Raw genomic sequence first — 16,552 nt, forward strand, 5'->3', positions numbered from 1 at the left:
CCTCAGCTGAAGGCCATGCCGCCGTCCACGATCAGGGTCTGCCCGGTGATGAAGCCGCTGCCCCGGGAGCACAGGAACGAGACCGCAGGGCAGAGGTCGGTGGGTTCCATCCGCCGGGGGACGGCGCGTCGCCCGGCGGCGGCCGCCAGGTAGGCGTCGTCGTTGAGGGCCAGCGTGGCCTCGGTCTCGACGATCCCCGGTGCGATCGCGTTGACGGTGATGCCGTCCTGGCCCACCTCACGGGCCACGCTTCGGGTCAGCGCGATGACCGCCCCCTTGGAGGCGGTGTAGTGCGCGAAGTAGGGGACACCCATGTGCACGGTGGACGACGCGATGTTGACCACGCGGCCGTGCCCCTGCCGCTTCATGGCCGGGTGCACCGCGCGCATCCCGAGCCAGACGCCTCGGGTGTTCACCGCCATCACGCGGTCCCACTCCTCGACGGAGATGTCCGTGAACGCCCGCTTCGCCCCGAGTCCCTGGTAGACGGCGGCGTTGTTGACGAGCGCGTCGATCCGGCCGTGCCGGTCCAGCGCCGTGGTCACCAGATGGCGCCACGACGCCTCGTCGCTCACGTCGGTCCGGACGTGGGTGACGCCCAGACCGTCCGCGTCCCACTCCGCATCCACGACGTCGGCGGCGACGACGGCCGCCCCCTCGGCCGCGAGATGCCGGGCCAGCGACGCGCCGATGCCCCGGGCCCCCCCGGTGACGAGGACGACCGTCCCCGGTTCGACGGTGCTGTGGAGTGCACTGGGCCGGTCCACGTCGACGTCCTCTCCTCGTTCTCGTGTCGCCATGTCGATCCCGCTCAGGCAGCCGGCAGGAGGGCGTCCAGGTCGGCGGGCTCGGTGAGGCTGCCGTAGCGGGCCCCGATCTCGGACATGTACTCGAAGGACCCCGTCTCGAGGTCCTGCGGCCACCCGGTCAGCGTGATCGCCTCGGTCAGTTCCGGGCTGAGCTGGGTGTAGGTGCCGAGGATCCGCCGCGCCTCGTCCGGGTTCTCCGTCGCGTAGGCGAAGGACTCCCGCAGGCCCTCCACGAAGGCATCCACCAACTCCGGGTCGGACTGGGCGGTCTCCGCCGTCGTGAAGTAGGCGCCGATGAGCAGCGGGTCGTCCTGAGCCTCGGCGAAGACGCTGGAGAGGCAGCGGCCGCCCTGCTGGAGCGCGATGGTCTTGAACGGCTCGACCGCCACCGCCGCGTCGACCTGGCCGCTGCCGACGGCCTGGGGGACGTCGGGGTGGGCGATCTCGAGGAACTCGATGGCCGAGGAGTCGGCGCCCGCGCGGTCGACCAGGTCGCGGATGACCGCGACGTTGATGTTGTTCAGGGTGTTGGTGCTCACCCGGGTCCCGGGCAGGTCGGCCAGGGACTGCAGCGGGCTGCCCGCGGGCACGAGCACGCAGGCGAAGTCGTCCTCGGGGTCGCCGGTCGACGCGTTCCCCGGGGCGACCACCCGGATCGGCAGGCCGGCCTCCTGCGCGACCATCAGGGACAGCGTGTTGCTGAAGGCGAAGTCCTGCTCCCCGCTCACCACGGCGGGGATGAGCGCCGCGCCACCCTGGCCGGGGACCAGCTCCACGTCCAGGCCGCGGTCCTCGAAGAAGCCCTGTTCGACCCCGAGGTGCAGGGGGGCCACGTCGGCGATGGGGATGACCCCGACCGTCACCGAGCGGGGTGAGCCGCTCGAGCCGGCACCGGTCGGCTCACCGTCGCCGCTTCCGCCGCAGGCGGCGAGCAGCACCGAGCAGGACAGCAGGACGGTCAGGCGCAGGCGGGACATGGAGAGCCTCTCGACGCTGGGAGGATGGGGGATCGCCCGGTACGGGGAGCGGTGCCCGGTCAGGCGGGGGTTGCCGAACCCGCGACCGACGCCGCGAGCCCGGCCGGGCCCGCGGTCTCCGACCGCACCGCAGGGATGACCTCGTCGCGGAACAGCCGCACGGAGGAGAGGACCGTCCCGACGTCGAGGGAGCCCCAGGCGAAGGCGCCGGCGAGGTAGTTGATCCCGCCGACCGTCACGGCTTCGGTGACCTGGGCGGCGACGGTCTCCGGCGACCCGACGAACAGCTTGCGCTCGGCGACCAGCTGGTCGAAGTCCGCCGGGCCGGTGAACCTGTTGCTGCCGTGCAGGCGCCACAGGTGGGTGAAGCTCGTGTAGTGGTCGGCGAAGGCGGACCGGGCGATCGCGGCTGCCTCCCGGTCGCTCGCCGCCACGACGACGTGCCGCAGCATGCCGAAGCGCGGCGTCCGGCCCGGCAGGCTGTAGCGGACCTCGCCGCGGGCCGCGGACTCGCGGAAGTGGGCGAAGAAGATCCGGCTCTGCTCGCGGACCACCTCGAGCGGCGGGGAGGCGAAGCCGAACCCGAACAGCACGTTGTAGCCCTCGTCGCCCAACCGTGGGATCGAGTCGGCGTTCGACGTCGGGTACCACAGCGGCGGATGCGGACGCTGGTACACCGGCACGTGCAGCTCGATCTCCTCGGCCGCCGTCCCCTCGGCACCCGGGCGGCGGAACCGGCCGCTCTCCATCGCGGCGACGATGGCCGGGAACAGCGCCTCGAAGCGCTCGGCGGTGTCCTGAGGGGTCAGCCCGTACATCGCCGCCTCGATGGGCGAGGAGCCCTTGCCCACACCGACGTCCAGCCGCCCGTGGCTGAGCTGGTCGAGCATGGCGATCTCCTGCACCAGCCGCAGGGGGTCGTAGAGCGGGACGATGAAGGTGGTGGGGGCCAGCCGGATGCGCTCGGTCTCCCGGGCGGCGGCGGCGATGAACACCGACGGCGAGGGCGCCAGGCCCAGCGGCGTGCCGTGGTGCTCGGCGATGTGGTACGTGCTGAACCCGCCGCGGTCGGCCTCCGCCAGCACGCGCAGCCGGGCGTCGTAGGTCTGCGCCGTCGGCACCCCGGTGTGCGCGTCGATCCAGTCGAAGAGACCGAACTCCAGGTCCTGCTGGGGATCCTGCGCGGCCGGCTCTGAGGACATCGTCGTTCCCCTTCGGGATCTGGGCAGGCTCGGACGGCACGTCAGAGCGCGAGGGTGCGCCGACCGGGGCCGTGTCCCCACCGGACGAGGTGCGCGCCCCCGGCGGGATGTGACGTGGCTCATTCAATCGGCAGGAAAGTTCGTACGTCAAGAAACCTTCTCGACGGCGAGCCGCTCAGTCAGTGGCGACGAACTCCTCGAGGAGCCGGAGGAACACCGCTGTCTTGTCCGGAGGGAGCCGAGCCTCGAACGCCTGGCGCAGCCGCTCCACCCGCGGCTCGAGGTCGGCGTGCAGGCGCCGGCCCGACTCGGTGAGCCGCAGCTCGAAGCGGCGCCCGTCCTGGGCGGAGCGTTCCATGGTGAGGTGGCCGGCGTCCTTGAGCCGGTGGACGACGGCGTGCGTGCTGGCCGGGTCGAGGACGATCAGCCGCGCGATGCTGGCCTGGTCGAGCGGCTCGTGGCGGGCGAGCGTCGACACGACCGCGTACTGCACCGACGACACCGTGCCCGAGACGTGGCGCGTCCACATCTCGTTGTGCACCTGCCCGGCTCGGCGGATCAGGTGGCCGGGAAGGTGCGCGAGGTGGGGCGCGACGGCCGGGGCCTCGGCGTCTGCGCTCGTCGCCACGGGGTCAGTCTAGGGAGCGGGGTGATCTCGCGGCGGGTTCGGCGAAGCTTCACCGCACGGTCACGGGACGGTCGCGCAGCGCACGGCGCCCGGCCGCCCGGCATTCCTAGCGTCGTCGCGTCGCAACCACGCACCACTTCCCAGCCGAGGAATGCCCGTGCCCTCCCGCACTGCCCGTGTCGCCGCCGCGGCGACGTTCGCTGCGCTGCTCACCGTCCCGGCCGGTCCGGCCTGGTCCGCCCCCGGCGGCGGAGGCCCGCTTGGCCGGCCGACGCTGAGGACGGCCGGCGGAGCCGGGCAGGGCGGAGACGTCGACGTGGTCGGCGATCGTCTGCGGCTGGGTGCAGATACGTGCCGCGCCTGACCGTCCCCGGTCGCGCATCGTCAGCTCGGCGTGATGACCACCTTGAGCGCCTCGTTGGCCGCGGCGTTCGCGAACACGTCGTAGGCCTCGTCCATCTGCCCGAAGGTGAACGCGTGGGTGCCCATCTTCTCCGCCGGGATCCGGCCGCTGGCCACCATCCGCAGCAGGGTGGGGATGGAGACGGTGTCCACCAGGCCCATGGTGAGCGTGACGTTCTGGATCCACATCTCCTGCATCGGCAGCTCCACGGGGACGCCGTGGACGCCGATGTTGGCGATCGTGCCGCCGGGGCGGACCAGCGCGGCGGCCGTGCGCAGCGTCTGCGGGTAGCCGACCGCCTCGATCGCGACGTCGACGCCGAGCCCGTCGGTCAGCGCCCGCACCTCGTCGACCGCGCCCGGACCGGCCTCGACCGCGTCGGTGGCGCCGAACTCGAGGGCCTTCTGCAGCCGGAACTTGTTGGTGTCCACGGCGATCACCCGGAAGGCGCCCCACAGACCCGTCGTGAGGACCGCCGCCAGGCCGACCGCGCCGGTGCCCACCACGGCGACCGTGTGCCCCGGCCGCACGTTGCCGGCCAGCACGCCCACCTCGTAGCCCGTCGGCAGCGAGTCGGCCAGGAAGATCGCCTGCTCGTCGGTGACGGTGCCGGGGACCCGGTACAGCGAGGTGTCGGCATAGGGCACCCGGACCAGCTCGGCCTGGGTCCCGTCGACGAGGTGGCCGAAGATCCAGCCGATGCCACCGACCGTCTGGCAGTGCGACGGCATGCCGCGCTGGCAGTAGTCGCAGCGGCCGCACTTGGTGATCGCCGGTACCAGGACGCGGTCCCCGACGGCGAAGCCGCGAACGGCGTCTCCGATCTCGGTGATGGTGCCCACCGCCTCATGCCCGAGGATCCGGCCGTCGGTCACCGCGGGCACGTCGCCGTGCAGGATGTGCAGGTCGGTGCCGCAGATCGTCGTCGTGTCCACCCGGACGACCACGTCCGTCGGCTCCTGGATCGTCGCGTCGGGAACGTCCTCCCAGGCCTTGTTCCCCGGTCCGTGGTAGACGAGCGCCTTCATCTTCCGCACCTCCGGTGAGCCCGATGGTGGCGGCCGGGTCGGGCGACCCGGCCCTGCCGGTTCGGTGCGTCGACGGTAGGGCGCCGCCGGGGCGCCGACTGTCGCAAAATGAGCAGGCCCCCGCGGCCGGCCCTGCTCCTGCGGGGACTGACCGATGCCCGGCTCCGGCCCGCGACGGCGCGGACCCCGCTCTCGCTCCTCGACCCGGCCACTTCTACGGGCCCGGCGAGCCGGCCCGATCGACGGTCAGGCCGCGACGGCGGTGACGAACGTGCACACCCCTTCGCCCTGGTGCGCCCGCTGCCGTACGCCGATGACGGTGAGCAGGGCGATCTCGATCCGATGGACCAGCCGCCGCAGGCCGCGGTAGAAGGTGTCACCGCCCCGCGTGACCTCGATGCGCTCGAACCCGGCCAGGCGGATGTGCTCGGTCAGCATCCAGTCCGGCAGGATCGTGATGTGCCCGGGCCGGTAGTAGTGGTCGGGCCCGAAGATGTACGGGGCGCCCAGGAGCAGCATCTTCAACCGCGAATGCGGGTGCGTCACGTTCGGGGTGCTCACCAGGAGCTTGCCGCCGACCGGGAGCAGTGACCGGATCGAGCGCAGCACCTGGCGGGGATTCTCCACGTGCTCCAGCGTCTCGACGCACACGACCATGTCGAAGGGGCCGCGGGTCTCCTCCGTCCACTCCGGATCATCGAGATCGAGCCGGTGGATCCACTCGTGGGGCGGGTCGAGATCGGTGGGCACCACCTCGAGGCCGGCGTCGCGGAGCCGCAGCGCCAGGGCGCCGCAACCGGCGCCGACCTCGAGGATCCGCCCGCCCTCGGGAAGTGCCGCGCGCACCAGTGCGACGGCGTACTCGTGCACTCCCGGGGCGGCATGGATGTCGTGGCCCCCGTAGGACCGGACGGCCTCTGTGCGGTGGACGGTCTCGCGTGCCGACCCTGTCACGGGCTCAGAGTGGCATACCGCCTCGTCGAACGGAGATGCGACGAGTGCGGTGAGTCACATCAGGCCGGACCGAGCCGGTCAGCCCGAGGTCAGTCGATGACAGCCCGTGAGCAAGCCCCCAGGTTGGCCGCCGTCGACTCCCGCCTGTGGGGGTGGGTTCCGGCGCGCTCGGCCGTCACCGTGGTGCCGTGCCGGGCCGCCCGCTTCCCCCGGGCGGGCGGCCCGGCACACAGCACGCAGCCAACGGCGGCGACGGGCGAAGGGAATCCGATGGAGTGGTGGATGTGGCCGCTGGCGGCCTGGATCTCCATGACGTCCCTCGCGGCGCTCACCTCGGTCCTGGCGCTGGGCCGGCCGGGGAGCCGGCGCTCCGCCGGCCGCCGCGCTCGCGAAGGTCTCAACCGCGTTCCGGCCGGGCCGGCTGCAGGGGCGTCCGGAGACTGCGGATCACCCGGACGCCCTCCGGGAGGCCGTCGAGCTCGGCCCGGTCCCCGTCGATGACGAGGGTGACCCGGTGGCCGCCCAGTGGCAGGTCGCGGATCCGCAACCGGCCGTACCGCGCGGGCCAGGCCGGGTCGAACCACACCTCGCCACGCGGCATCCGCGGCTCCAGCCGCAGCAGCATGCGCATGACCTGGATGGGCGAGGCCGCCGCCCACGCCTGGGGCGAGCACGACGTCGGGTAGGGGATCGGGGACGGGTACTCCGACCGGTCGAAGCCGCAGAAGAGCTCCGGCAGCCGGCCGCCGAACTCGGTGGCCGCGTCCAGCAGACCGGCGCCGATCCGCTGGGCCTCCTCGACGAAGCCGTAGCGCATCAGCCCGGTGGCGACGAGCACGCTGTCGTGCGGCCAGACCGACCCGTTGTGGTAGCTCATCGGGTTGAAGCGGCCCATCGAGGAGGCCAGGGTCCGCACGCCCCAGCCCGTGAACATCTCGGGCGACATCAGGTGCTCGGCGACCCGCGCGGCTTTGTCCTCGTCGACGATCCCCGTCCACAGGCAGTGACCGATGTTGGAGGTCAGCGCGTCGACCTGCCGTTTGGCGCCGTCCAGCGCGATGGCGAACCAGCCGCGGTCGGGCAGCCAGAACCGCTCGTTGAACGCCGCCTTGAGCGCATCGGCCTTGGCTGCCCAGCGCTCGGTCGCCGCGTCGTCCCCCGCGACGTAGGCGAAGTGCGAGCGTGCGACGTAGGCCGAGTACACGTAGGCCTGCACCTCGCAGAGCGCGATCGGCGTCTCGGCCAGGGTGCCGTCGGCGAAGTTGACGCCGTCCCAGGAGTCCTTCCAGCCCTGGTGGACCAGCCCCACCTCGGTGCTGCGCTGGTACTCGACGAACCCGTCGCCGTCCCGGTCCCCGTACTGCTCGATCCACGCCAGGGCCCGGTCGGCGTGGGGGAGCAGTGCGTCGACCTGCTCGGAGGCGATGCTCCACCGCCGCAGCTCGCCCAGCAGCACCACGAACAGCGGAGTGGCGTCGGCGGTCCCGTAGTAGACGTTGCCCCCGCCGCGGGTCAGGGGGAAATCGGCACCCAGCCGGGTCTCGTGCAGGATCCGGCCGGGCTGCTCCTCGGTGCGCGGTTCTGTCTGCGTCCCCTGCAAACGCGCCAGCGTCCGCATCGTGCCCAGCGCAAGGGTCGGGTCGAGGGGGAGGGCCATGTAGGAGGACAGCAGGGAGTCGCGGCCGAAGAGGGCCATGAACCACGGGGCGCCGGCCGCGACGGCGACGGTGTCGGGGTCCTCGGGATCGAAGAGCCGCAGTGCCCCGAGGTCCTCCATGGACTGCCGGAGGGTCCGCAGCAGCTCGACGTCGTCGGTCTCCACGCCAGGGGTTCGCGCCCGCCAGTGGCGCAGCCGCTGCGCCGGGTGCGACTCCTCCACGGAGAGGCCGACCGGGAACGTCGGCTCGACCTCCTCGCCGTCGACGACGGGGGTGACCATGACGGTGGTCTCCCAGTCGCTGTGCGGCGGGAGGAGCAGGTCGAAGGCGAGCCCACCCCGGTGCGCCTGCGCGCTGGTGGCCGAGATCCGGACCCCGAGGTGCAGGGCACCGTTGCGGAAACCGAGGACGATCGTGTCGCCGTCCAGGCTGACCGAGACCTCCCCGCGCTCCTGGACCCGGCCCTCCTTGACCGCGAAGACGTCGGCGAAGTCGCTGTCGACGTCCAGTCGGAGCCGGGTGGCCACCGTCTGCATGCCCAGGTTGCGGACCCGCAGGTCCTCCCGCATCCCCTCCCCGACGTAGCGACGGCGCTCCACGAGCAACTCGGTCGAGGACGACTGCGGTGGGACGCGGCCCAGGAAGGCGGTCCGGAAGGGTTCCTGCGGCAGCACGGCGAGGACCTGCAGCGGCCGGTCGTCCAGCCGCAGCCTCCAGGTGGACAGCAGGCGGACGTCCCGGAAGAACAACCCCTCCGGGCCGTCGGCGCTCATGTCCCCCGACCGTCCCGAGACGGCGAAGGTGGAGCCCTCGACCAGGGTCACCGACTGCCCGGCGAGGGCGGGCGGCTCCTCCTCGGGATCGACGTGGATCGGGCCGGCTACAGCAGGGGATGACTGCGTCATGGCGACTCCTCGCCAGCGCGTGCAGGGCCGGGTCCTCCGGCGCCAGCGTGGTCCGTGCTTCCCCCTCGCCGGCTCCTCAACCGCGCCGCCCGCTCCCCGTTGGACGATCCCGGCGGGGTTCCTCGCCGCCGTACCCTCCCGGCGGGATCGGCTCTATCGTGGACGGCAGGCGGCCGCGTCCGCCGCGTGCTGGAGCCCACAGCGACTCGTGCGATCGACCCCGGGGAACAGCATGTCCTCTCCAGCCCCCACGATGACGAGAACGGGCGAGGTCGCCACGACCGACCCGGGCGTGGCCCACGACTGGCTGCAGGCGGTCTACAGCGACTACCAGCCGGAGGAGACGAACAGCCGCAGGGACTTCCGGTTCCGCGGCAGGCACACTCAGCTGGGCCGCAGCGGCGTCTCCCGGCTCCAGTACTCGATGAGCGCGGACAACAACGTCGAGCCCTCGGACGTCCTGCTCGTCCTCCAGCCCTCCGAGGGTGTCATGCGGGTGAGCGTGGGACGCGACGAGGTGGTCGTCTCCCCGGGTACGTCCGTGCTGTTCCCCCCTCACCAGGCGGTGAGCGCGCTGTGGGGGGACACCGACGTCGGGTGCGTCTGCCTGCAGACCACCGACGTCGAGCGGGTCGCCCTCGAGACCACGGACATCGAGGACACGCCGGTCCGGTTCACCGGGGTCCGGCCGATGTCCCCGGAGCGCGGCAGGCAGTGGAGCGACGTGGTCCGGTACCTGGTGGGCGCGGTGCTGCGCGACCCGGACGTCACGGCCACCCCCCTGGTCGTCGGTCAGCTGACCCAGCTGCTGGCCGCCGCGGCTCTCGACACGTTCCCCAGCACCACGCTGGCCGCCCACCGCCGCATCCCACCGGACCACGCCGCGCCGGCGGTGGTCCGGCGCGCGATCGACTTCATCGAGGCCAACGCCGACCGCGAGACCACCCTCAGCGAGATCGCGTCCGCCTCGGGGATCGGGCCGCGGGGACTGCAGGCGGCGTTCCAGCGTCACCAGGACACGACGCCGACCGCCTACGCCCGGCGGGTGCGGATGGAACGGGCGCACCGGGACCTCCAGGCCGCCGACGCCGCGGGCCGGGAGACCGTGCCCGCCATCGCGGCCCGGTGGGGCTTCGCCGACACCGGACGCTTCGCCACCGCCTACCAGCAGACCTACGACCGGACGCCCGGCGAGACCCTGCGCAGCTGAGCGCTCCCCGGCGTCCCGGCTCCGCTCAGCGACGTTCGCCCAGCTTCCGGAGCAGGTCCTCCCGCCGCTGCTCGAGCACAGCGATGAAGGCCTCCTGCTCCTCCGCGGCGGTGATCATCGAGGCCCTCTCCTCGGCGTCGGTGGGCTCGTGCCAGCGCTCACCGATCCGCCGGCGCAGGTCGGCAGCGGCCTCGCGGAGCTGCGCCAGCTCCTCCTCCACGACCCGGAGCTCCTCGCGCAGTGCGACAGTCGGGCTGTCGGCGTCCATCGGCGTCCTCTCGGGACGGTGCTCGTACGGACTGGTGTCGGTGTCGCCCGGCGAGGTCCATGCTCGCTCAGACGGTCGGGGGGCACAACGCCCGAGCCGGTACCCCGGTGCCGTCGCGTGAGACCATCCCCGACCGTCACCGGTGGCCCCGCGCGCACGTGGACGCCACCCCACGACGTCGAGGAGGAGCTCCCTACATGTCCGACGCCCCGCCCACGGGCCGGCCGAACCTCGCGTTCACCTATCAGGCGCTGCCCATGCGGGTGCTGTTCGGCGCCGGGGTGCTGGCGCAGCTGCCCGACGAGGTGGCGCGCCTGGGCCTGGGCCGGGTGCTGGTGCTGTGCTCGCCGGAGCAGGAGGCCACGGGGCACGCGGTGGCCGCGGCGCTGGGGGAGCGGGCGGCCGGGGTGCTGGCCGAGGCGCGGATGCACGTGCCGGTCGATGTCGCCCGCCGCGCCCGCGAGCGGGCGGGCGAGCTGGGCGCCGACGGGTGCGTGGCGGTCGGGGGCGGGTCGGCGATCGGGCTGGGCAAGGCGATCGCGCTGGAGCACGGCCTGCCGGTGGTGGCGGTGCCGACCACCTACGCCGGCTCGGAGATGACCCCGGTGTGGGGGCTGACCGAGGGCGGGGCCAAGCGGACCGGGCGGGACGAGCGGGTGCTGCCCCGCAGCGTGCTGTACGACCCGCAGCTGACCGTCTCGCTGCCGGCCGGGCTGTCGGGGACCAGCGGGATGAACGCGATCGCGCACGCGGTGGAGGGGCTGTACGCGCCGGATGCGACCCCGATCGTCTCGCTGATGGCCGAGGAGGGCGCCCGGGCGCTGGCCGCGGCGCTGCCCCGGGTCGTCGACGACGGTGCCGACCTCGACGCCCGCGCCGAGGCCCAGTACGGGGCGTGGTTGTGCGGCGCGGTGCTCGCGGCAACCACGATGTCGCTGCACCACAAGCTGTGCCACAGCCTGGGCGGCACGCTGGACCTCCCGCACGCGCAGACGCACACCGTGGTGCTGCCGCATGCGCTGGCCTACAACGCCCCGGCCGCGCCGCAGGCGGTCGCCGCGCTGTCCCGGGCGTTGGGCGGCGCGGCCGATCCGGCCCGGGAGCTGTGGGAACTGGCCGGCCGGCTGGGCGCCCCACGGTCGCTGGCCGAGCTCGGCATGGCCGAGGAGGACGTCCCGCGGATCGCCGGGCTCGCGGTGGCCAACCCGTACGCCAACCCCCGCCCGGTCACCCGCGACGGCGTCGAGGCCCTGCTGCGCGCCGCCTGGGCCGGCGAGCCGCCGACCGGGTCGTAGCCGCCCGCAGCTCCGCCGCCGGCACCAGGGTGAGGTCAGCGGACGACCGCCGCCACCGCCGCGGCGATCGCCCCGGCGTTGGCCGGCACCGGCACGCCCGCGACCAGCGTGGTGGGGGTGCCGCTGACCCCGCGCGCCAGCGCCCGCTGCGTGACGTAGTCGGCCCACGGCACGTAGGCGTGGGCCGGCACGCACTGGACGAAGGCCGGGTCGCTCAGTCCCAGCGCGAGGCCCAGCTCCACCAGCTCCTCGTCGGTGAGGCCCGGCCCACCCTCCGGGGGCTGGTTGGCGAACAGCGCCTGGGCGTACGGGCTGAACCCGCCGGCATCGGAGGCGCACCCCGACGCGGACGCGGCGCGCGACGAGTAGTGGTTCGTCGAGGCCTGGTCCAGGAAGTCCATCGGGTGGTAGATCAGGGTGATCAGCCCGTCGGCGGCCATGGCCCGCAGCGCGTCCCCGGACGACATCTCGAAGGCCCGGCAGAACGGGCACTGGAAGTCGATGTAGGCGTCCACCACGACCGGCCCGGCGCTCACCACGACGCCGTCCCCGTCGGGCGTGCTGCCGGCCGGGACCCGGGGCGGCGCGGCGGGGGCGCTCCCGCCGGGCGCGGCCCGCGCCAGGGCCAGCAGGAGCAGTGCGGAGATCGGGATCGGCAGTCTCACGGTGCCCTCCTCGGTGCCGGGCGTTCCACTCGGACCTGCCCCCCGCGCGCCGGGGCAAACCGGCACCGAGGCCGATCCCTGGCGTGGGACACGGTGGGTGAGCGGGCCGATCCGGACGCCGACGGCCCGCCAGCCGGAGCGGGATCAGCCCGTGCCGCTGTGCACGTCGTAGTGGCCCTCGTGGCTGGCGTGCCGCTGCCCGTCGTGGACGTAGTCGACGTGGTCATCGTGCTGGACGGCCTCGTGGCCGCAGCCCTCACCATGGACGTGCGGGTGCTCGCCCGACTCCTGCTGGCTGCATCGTGCCGACGTGGTCACGTGTGCCGCCTCCTCGCAGTGGAGTGCGCTGCGCAGCCGGCCGGAGATCGGGAGGGCGCAGCGGCGGATGGGGCGGACCGGTGTGCTCCCGTGGTCCCCACCACGAGGAACGCTACTCGGCGCTCGCGGGGGTGTCACGGCTTGGCGCGGACGGCGAACCGCCCGCGTGGTCAGACCCGGTGGTCGCGCTTCCCCCACCCGAACACGGCGGTGGCGACGACGAGGACCAGGCCCACCACGACGAGCCAGAACAAGCCCTTGATCACGGCACCGATGACCGTGAGGGCCAGCCACAGGACCAGCAGCAGGCCGAGGAAGCGGAGCACGGGGACCTCCGGGCGTCGAAGGTGGTGGAGCAGCGAGCCTATGCCCCCACGGGAGGAGCGCGCCGGAGCGCGCGACGCCGTCCTCGTGCTCAGCGCGCCCGGGCCAGCCGCGCCGCCAGGTAGGGCGCCGTCCGGCTCCCCTCCGTGCGCGCCACCTCCGCCGGCGGACCCACGGCCACGATCCGGCCGCCCGCGTCGCCCCCGCCCGGCCCCAGGTCGATGACCCAGTCGGCGCTGACGACGACGTCCATCTCGTGCTCCACCGCGACCACGGTGTTGCCCTGGTCGACCAGCCGGTGCAGCTGGCGCAGCAGCAGCGCGACGTCGGCCGGGTGCAGTCCGGTGGTCGGCTCGTCCAGGACGTAGAGGGCGTGCCCGCGCCGCCCCCGTTGCAGCTCGGTGGCCAGCTTGATGCGCTGCGCCTCCCCGCCGGAGAGTTCCGTCGCCGGCTGGCCCAGCCGCAGGTAGCCGAGCCCGACCTCCTGCAGCGTGGTCAGGCTGCGGGCCGCCGCGGGGACCTCGGCAAGGAACTCCGCCGCCTCGTCCACGGTCAACGCGAGCACCTCGGCGATGTTCTTCCCGTGCCAGGTCACCGCCAGCGTCTCGGGGTTGTACCGGGCGCCGTGGCAGGTCGGGCAGGGCGCATAGGTCCCGGGCAGGAACAGCAGCTCGACGGCGACGAACCCCTCGCCCTGGCAGGTCTCGCACCGCCCACCGGCCACGTTGAAGGAGAACCGGCCCGCCGTATACCCGCGGCGCCGCGCCTCCTCGGTGCCGGCGAAGAGCTTCCTGACGGCGTCGAACATGCCGGTGTAGGTGGCCAGGTTGGAGCGCGGGGTCCGGCCGATCGGCTTCTGATCCACCCGCACGAGCCGGTCGAAGGCCTCGACGCCCTCGGCCTCGACCGCCATCCCCGCGTCCGGTCCGTCCTCTCCGGTGTCGTCGTCCTCGGCGGAGCGGACCCCCAGCCGCCGGGCCACCACGTCGGCCAGCACCTGGGTGACGAGCGTGGACTTGCCCGAGCCGGACACCCCGGTCACTGCGGTGAACACCCCCAGCGGGACGTCGGCGTCCACGTCGCGCAGGTTGTGCCGGGTGATCCCGCGCAGGTGCAGCCAGCCGCACGGCTGCCGCGCCGGGCGCACCGGCGGACGCTCCTCCCCGAACAGGAACCGGCGGGTCACCGACTCGTCCACCCCGGCCAGCCGGTCGACCGGGCCGCTGTACAGCACGCGGCCCCCGTACTGGCCCGCGCCGGGACCGACGTCCACCACCCAGTCCGCACGGCGGACGACGTCCAGGTCGTGCTCGACGACGAACAGCGAGTTGCCCGACTTCTTCAGCCGATCCAGGACCTCCAGCAGGGGTTCGGCGTCGGCCGGGTGCAGTCCGGCCGAGGGCTCGTCGAGCACGTAGACGACCCCGAAGAGCCCGGCGCGCAGCTGGGTGGCCAGCCGCAGCCGCTGCATCTCCCCGGGCGACAGCGTGGTGGTCGTCCGGTCCAGGCTCAGGTAGCCCAGCCCCAGCTCCTCGAGCACCATGATCCGTTCCCGCAGGTCCCGGGCGATCCGCACCGCGACCTCGGTCGTCTCGCCCGACTCCGACGACAGCCACGCCGCGTCCGGGTCGGTGAGCTCGGCGGTGTGCAGCAGCACCGCGGCCAGCTCGTTCACCGGTAGCCGGGCGAGCTCGGCGATGGTGCGGCCGGCGAAGGTGACCGCCAGCGCCTCGGGCCGCAGCCGCGCTCCGTTGCACACCGGGCAGTCGACGGTCTGCACGTGCCGCAGCGCCCGCTCCCGCATGGCCGGGCTGGTCGAGTTGGCCAGCGTGTGCAGCACGTGCCGGCGGGCGCTGGAGAACGTGCCGCGGTACGTGTAGTCGGCCTGCACCGCCGCCCGGTCGGGGCGGATGTCGACGGTGGGCTGCTCGTCGGTGAACAGGATCCAGTCGCGCTCCTCCTGCGGCAGGTCCTGCCACGGCCGGTCGATGTCGTGCCCCAGCGTGACGAGGATGTCGCGCAGGTTCTGCCCGTGCCAGGCACCGGGCCAGGCGGCCACCGCCCGGTCCCGGATGCTCAGCGAGGGGTCCGGGACGAGCGTCTGCTCGGTGACCTCGTGCACCGAGCCCAGCCCCGAGCACTCCCGGCAGGCACCGACCGCTGTGTTCGGGGAGAACCAGTCGGAGTCCAGGACCCCCGTCGCGTCCGGTGGATAGGACCCCGCGCGGGAGAACAGCATCCGCAGCGAGTTCGACAGCGTCGTCAACGTGCCGACGGTGGAGCGTGAGCTGGGCGCCCCGCGCCGTTGCTGGAGGGCCACCGCCGGCGGCAGGCCGGTGATGTCGTCGACCTGGGGGACGCCGGCCTGGTTCAGCAGACGACGGGCGTACGGCGCCACCGACTCGAAGTACCGCCGCTGCGCCTCCGCGTAGATCGTGCCGAACGCGAGGGAGGACTTGCCCGACCCGGAGACGCCGGTGAAGGCGACGAGCTCGTCGCGGGGGACGTCGACGTCCACGTCCCGCAGGTTGTGCTCGCGGGCGCCCCGCACACGCACGAACGAATCGGGGACGGGGGGCGCGGCCGCCTCGACCACCTCGGCGGCCGTCATCGGCTTCCGCCCTCGGAGGCGTGCCTCATGGGGCCCGTGTACCCCCGCAGCCGCTCAGGACACCGGGTGCCGTCGGGCGCCCGCCGGGGGCATGGGCATGCCCCCGGGCGCGGACGACCCGTGCCACCGGGGCAGGTGGCACGGGCCGTCGGGGGTGGGTCAGCTGCGCGTGGGTTCCGGTTCGCGCTCCTGCTCGGGTCCGGGGGGCCCCTGCTCGGGTGGCACGCCCTCCTCGCCGGGCCGCTCCTCGCTGGGCCGCTCCTCCTCGCTGGGCCGCTCCTCCTCGCTGGGCCGCTCCTCTTCGCCCGGCCGTTCCTCGCTGGGCTGCTCGCCCTCCCCGCCGGGGCGGCGCTCCTCCTCCGGCCGGCGCTCCTCCTCCGGCAGGCGCTCCTCCTCGGGCTCGCGGCGCTGGGCCTCCTCGGCCGCCTCGATCTCCTCCGGGGGCCGGACGACCTTCCCGTCGTGGATCTCGCCGCGCCACGACCCGGTGGCCTCCCCGCGCTTCATCAGGAAGCGGCGGAAGTGCTTCAGGTCCAGCCGGGTGCGCCGGCCGCCCGCGCGCCAGAGGTTGCCGATCCGCTCGATGATCCCCTTCGGGTAGTACTCCATCGCCAGCAGCACCTGGGTCAGGTCGTCGGCCAGGGGGTGGAAGGTGACCCGCCCCTCGGTGGTGCCCTTGGCGCCCTCGGAGGTCCACTGGATGTACCGGTCGGGCACCTGCTCGGTCACGGTCGCGGTCCAGCTGCGCCGGATGAGCCAGACCTTGACCTTCCAGATGCTCTCGACCTCGTCCTTCTTGTTGACCGACTCGACGCCCTTCATGAAGGACGGGAAGGACTCGTAGACGCTCCACTGGTCGTAGACGACCCGGATGGGGACGCCGATGCGGAGGTCCTCCTCGATGTTGGTCATCTTCGGCCCCGAGCTGCCACCGCCGAAGACCTTCTTGATCCCCTCCTTCAGCCTGCTGAACCCGCCCTTGAGCTTGCCGAGGACCCCGCGCTTGGCCACCTGGGTGACGGCCTTGGCCGGGGACCCGCCGGTGGCCACCGTCTTGGCCGCCTCGGCGACACCCTTGAGCAGCTCGAGCTTCGGCGCGCCGGGCTTGGAGTCGTCGTCGCCGTTGCCGTCGCCGCCGTCGGACCTCCGGGCGCGCTGACCGGGCAGCACAGAGGTGACGCGGCTGGTCGCGTACTCGATCGCCTGCTTCTTGAGCCGGTCGGCCGCCGGCCCGGTCACCAGGGACTGGAGCAGCGTCCCGAGCAGGCCGCCGCCTCTACGTTCCGTCGTCGTCATC

The 16,552-nt window shown here is 73.4% G+C and carries 15 protein-coding genes; 2 read left to right on the forward strand and 13 right to left on the reverse strand.

What is annotated here, in order from left to right; genetic code table 11:
- Positions 1–2 precede the first annotated feature (2 nt).
- From BMZ50_RS15290 to BMZ50_RS15325, 7 genes are all read right to left on the reverse strand, one after another.
- Positions 3–767: an SDR family NAD(P)-dependent oxidoreductase gene (locus BMZ50_RS15290; protein ID WP_245753669.1), complete on the reverse strand. Its 765-nt coding sequence runs from the start codon at positions 765–767 to the stop codon at positions 3–5.
- 44 nt (positions 768–811) lie between these two features.
- On the reverse strand, positions 812–1,786 hold the full coding sequence (locus BMZ50_RS15295) for an ABC transporter substrate-binding protein (RefSeq protein WP_091326147.1): 975 nt from the start codon (positions 1,784–1,786) through the stop codon (positions 812–814).
- A gap of 59 nt (positions 1,787–1,845) precedes the next feature.
- Complete coding sequence (locus BMZ50_RS15300; protein ID WP_177212813.1) at positions 1,846–2,988, reverse strand: LLM class flavin-dependent oxidoreductase; 1,143 nt, start codon at positions 2,986–2,988, stop codon at positions 1,846–1,848.
- A 175-nt stretch (positions 2,989–3,163) separates the two neighbouring features.
- Positions 3,164–3,616 carry a MarR family winged helix-turn-helix transcriptional regulator gene (locus BMZ50_RS15305; RefSeq protein ID WP_091326152.1) on the reverse strand — a complete coding sequence of 151 codons (453 nt, stop codon included), beginning with the start codon at positions 3,614–3,616 and terminating at the stop codon, positions 3,164–3,166.
- 384 nt (positions 3,617–4,000) lie between these two features.
- Entirely contained in the window at positions 4,001–5,047 is a 1,047-nt protein-coding gene (locus BMZ50_RS15310) for an alcohol dehydrogenase catalytic domain-containing protein (protein ID WP_091326154.1), read from the reverse strand.
- Positions 5,048–5,293: 246 nt separating this feature from the next.
- Positions 5,294–6,001: a class I SAM-dependent methyltransferase gene (locus BMZ50_RS15315; RefSeq protein ID WP_091326156.1), complete on the reverse strand. Its 708-nt coding sequence runs from the start codon at positions 5,999–6,001 to the stop codon at positions 5,294–5,296.
- 397 nt (positions 6,002–6,398) lie between these two features.
- The gene (locus BMZ50_RS15325) at positions 6,399–8,564 is read right to left on the reverse strand and encodes an amylo-alpha-1,6-glucosidase (protein ID WP_091326160.1); all 2,166 of its coding nucleotides are present in this window, start codon (positions 8,562–8,564) and stop codon (positions 6,399–6,401) included.
- A 253-nt stretch (positions 8,565–8,817) separates the two neighbouring features.
- Between BMZ50_RS15325 and BMZ50_RS23750 the strand changes: the two genes are divergently transcribed.
- Positions 8,818–9,774 (forward strand): AraC family transcriptional regulator, encoded by a 957-nt coding sequence (locus BMZ50_RS23750; protein WP_177212814.1) that lies wholly within the window; start codon positions 8,818–8,820, stop codon positions 9,772–9,774.
- A gap of 25 nt (positions 9,775–9,799) precedes the next feature.
- Here the strand turns inward: BMZ50_RS23750 and BMZ50_RS15340 are convergent, their stop codons facing one another.
- Positions 9,800–10,042, reverse strand: coding sequence for a hypothetical protein (locus BMZ50_RS15340; protein WP_091326164.1), 243 nt, complete (start codon positions 10,040–10,042; stop codon positions 9,800–9,802).
- Between the two features lie 197 nt (positions 10,043–10,239).
- On the opposite strand from BMZ50_RS15340, the gene BMZ50_RS15345 reads away from it, so the two are divergent.
- Positions 10,240–11,337, forward strand: coding sequence for a maleylacetate reductase (locus tag BMZ50_RS15345; protein WP_218146276.1), 1,098 nt, complete (start codon positions 10,240–10,242; stop codon positions 11,335–11,337).
- 35 nt (positions 11,338–11,372) lie between these two features.
- Here the strand turns inward: BMZ50_RS15345 and BMZ50_RS15350 are convergent, their stop codons facing one another.
- The 5 genes from BMZ50_RS15350 to BMZ50_RS15365 form a co-directional block, all read right to left on the reverse strand.
- Entirely contained in the window at positions 11,373–12,002 is a 630-nt protein-coding gene (locus BMZ50_RS15350; protein WP_218146277.1) for a DsbA family protein, read from the reverse strand.
- Positions 12,003–12,146: 144 nt separating this feature from the next.
- Positions 12,147–12,320, reverse strand: a complete 174-nt coding sequence (locus tag BMZ50_RS15355) for a zinc transporter permease (RefSeq protein WP_091326166.1) — start codon at positions 12,318–12,320, stop codon at positions 12,147–12,149.
- 170 nt (positions 12,321–12,490) lie between these two features.
- A complete protein-coding gene (locus tag BMZ50_RS24265) occupies positions 12,491–12,646 on the reverse strand; it encodes a hypothetical protein (protein WP_177212815.1) in 156 nt (51 codons plus the stop codon).
- 89 nt (positions 12,647–12,735) lie between these two features.
- Positions 12,736–15,255, reverse strand: a complete 2,520-nt coding sequence (uvrA, locus tag BMZ50_RS15360) for an excinuclease ABC subunit UvrA (protein WP_091326168.1) — start codon at positions 15,253–15,255, stop codon at positions 12,736–12,738.
- A gap of 159 nt (positions 15,256–15,414) precedes the next feature.
- The gene (locus tag BMZ50_RS15365; protein ID WP_091326169.1) at positions 15,415–16,551 is read right to left on the reverse strand and encodes an SRPBCC family protein; all 1,137 of its coding nucleotides are present in this window, start codon (positions 16,549–16,551) and stop codon (positions 15,415–15,417) included.
- Position 16,552 lies beyond the last annotated feature (1 nt).

This window comes from Geodermatophilus ruber (assembly GCF_900114385.1).
Classification (GTDB): domain Bacteria; phylum Actinomycetota; class Actinomycetes; order Mycobacteriales; family Geodermatophilaceae; genus Geodermatophilus; species Geodermatophilus ruber.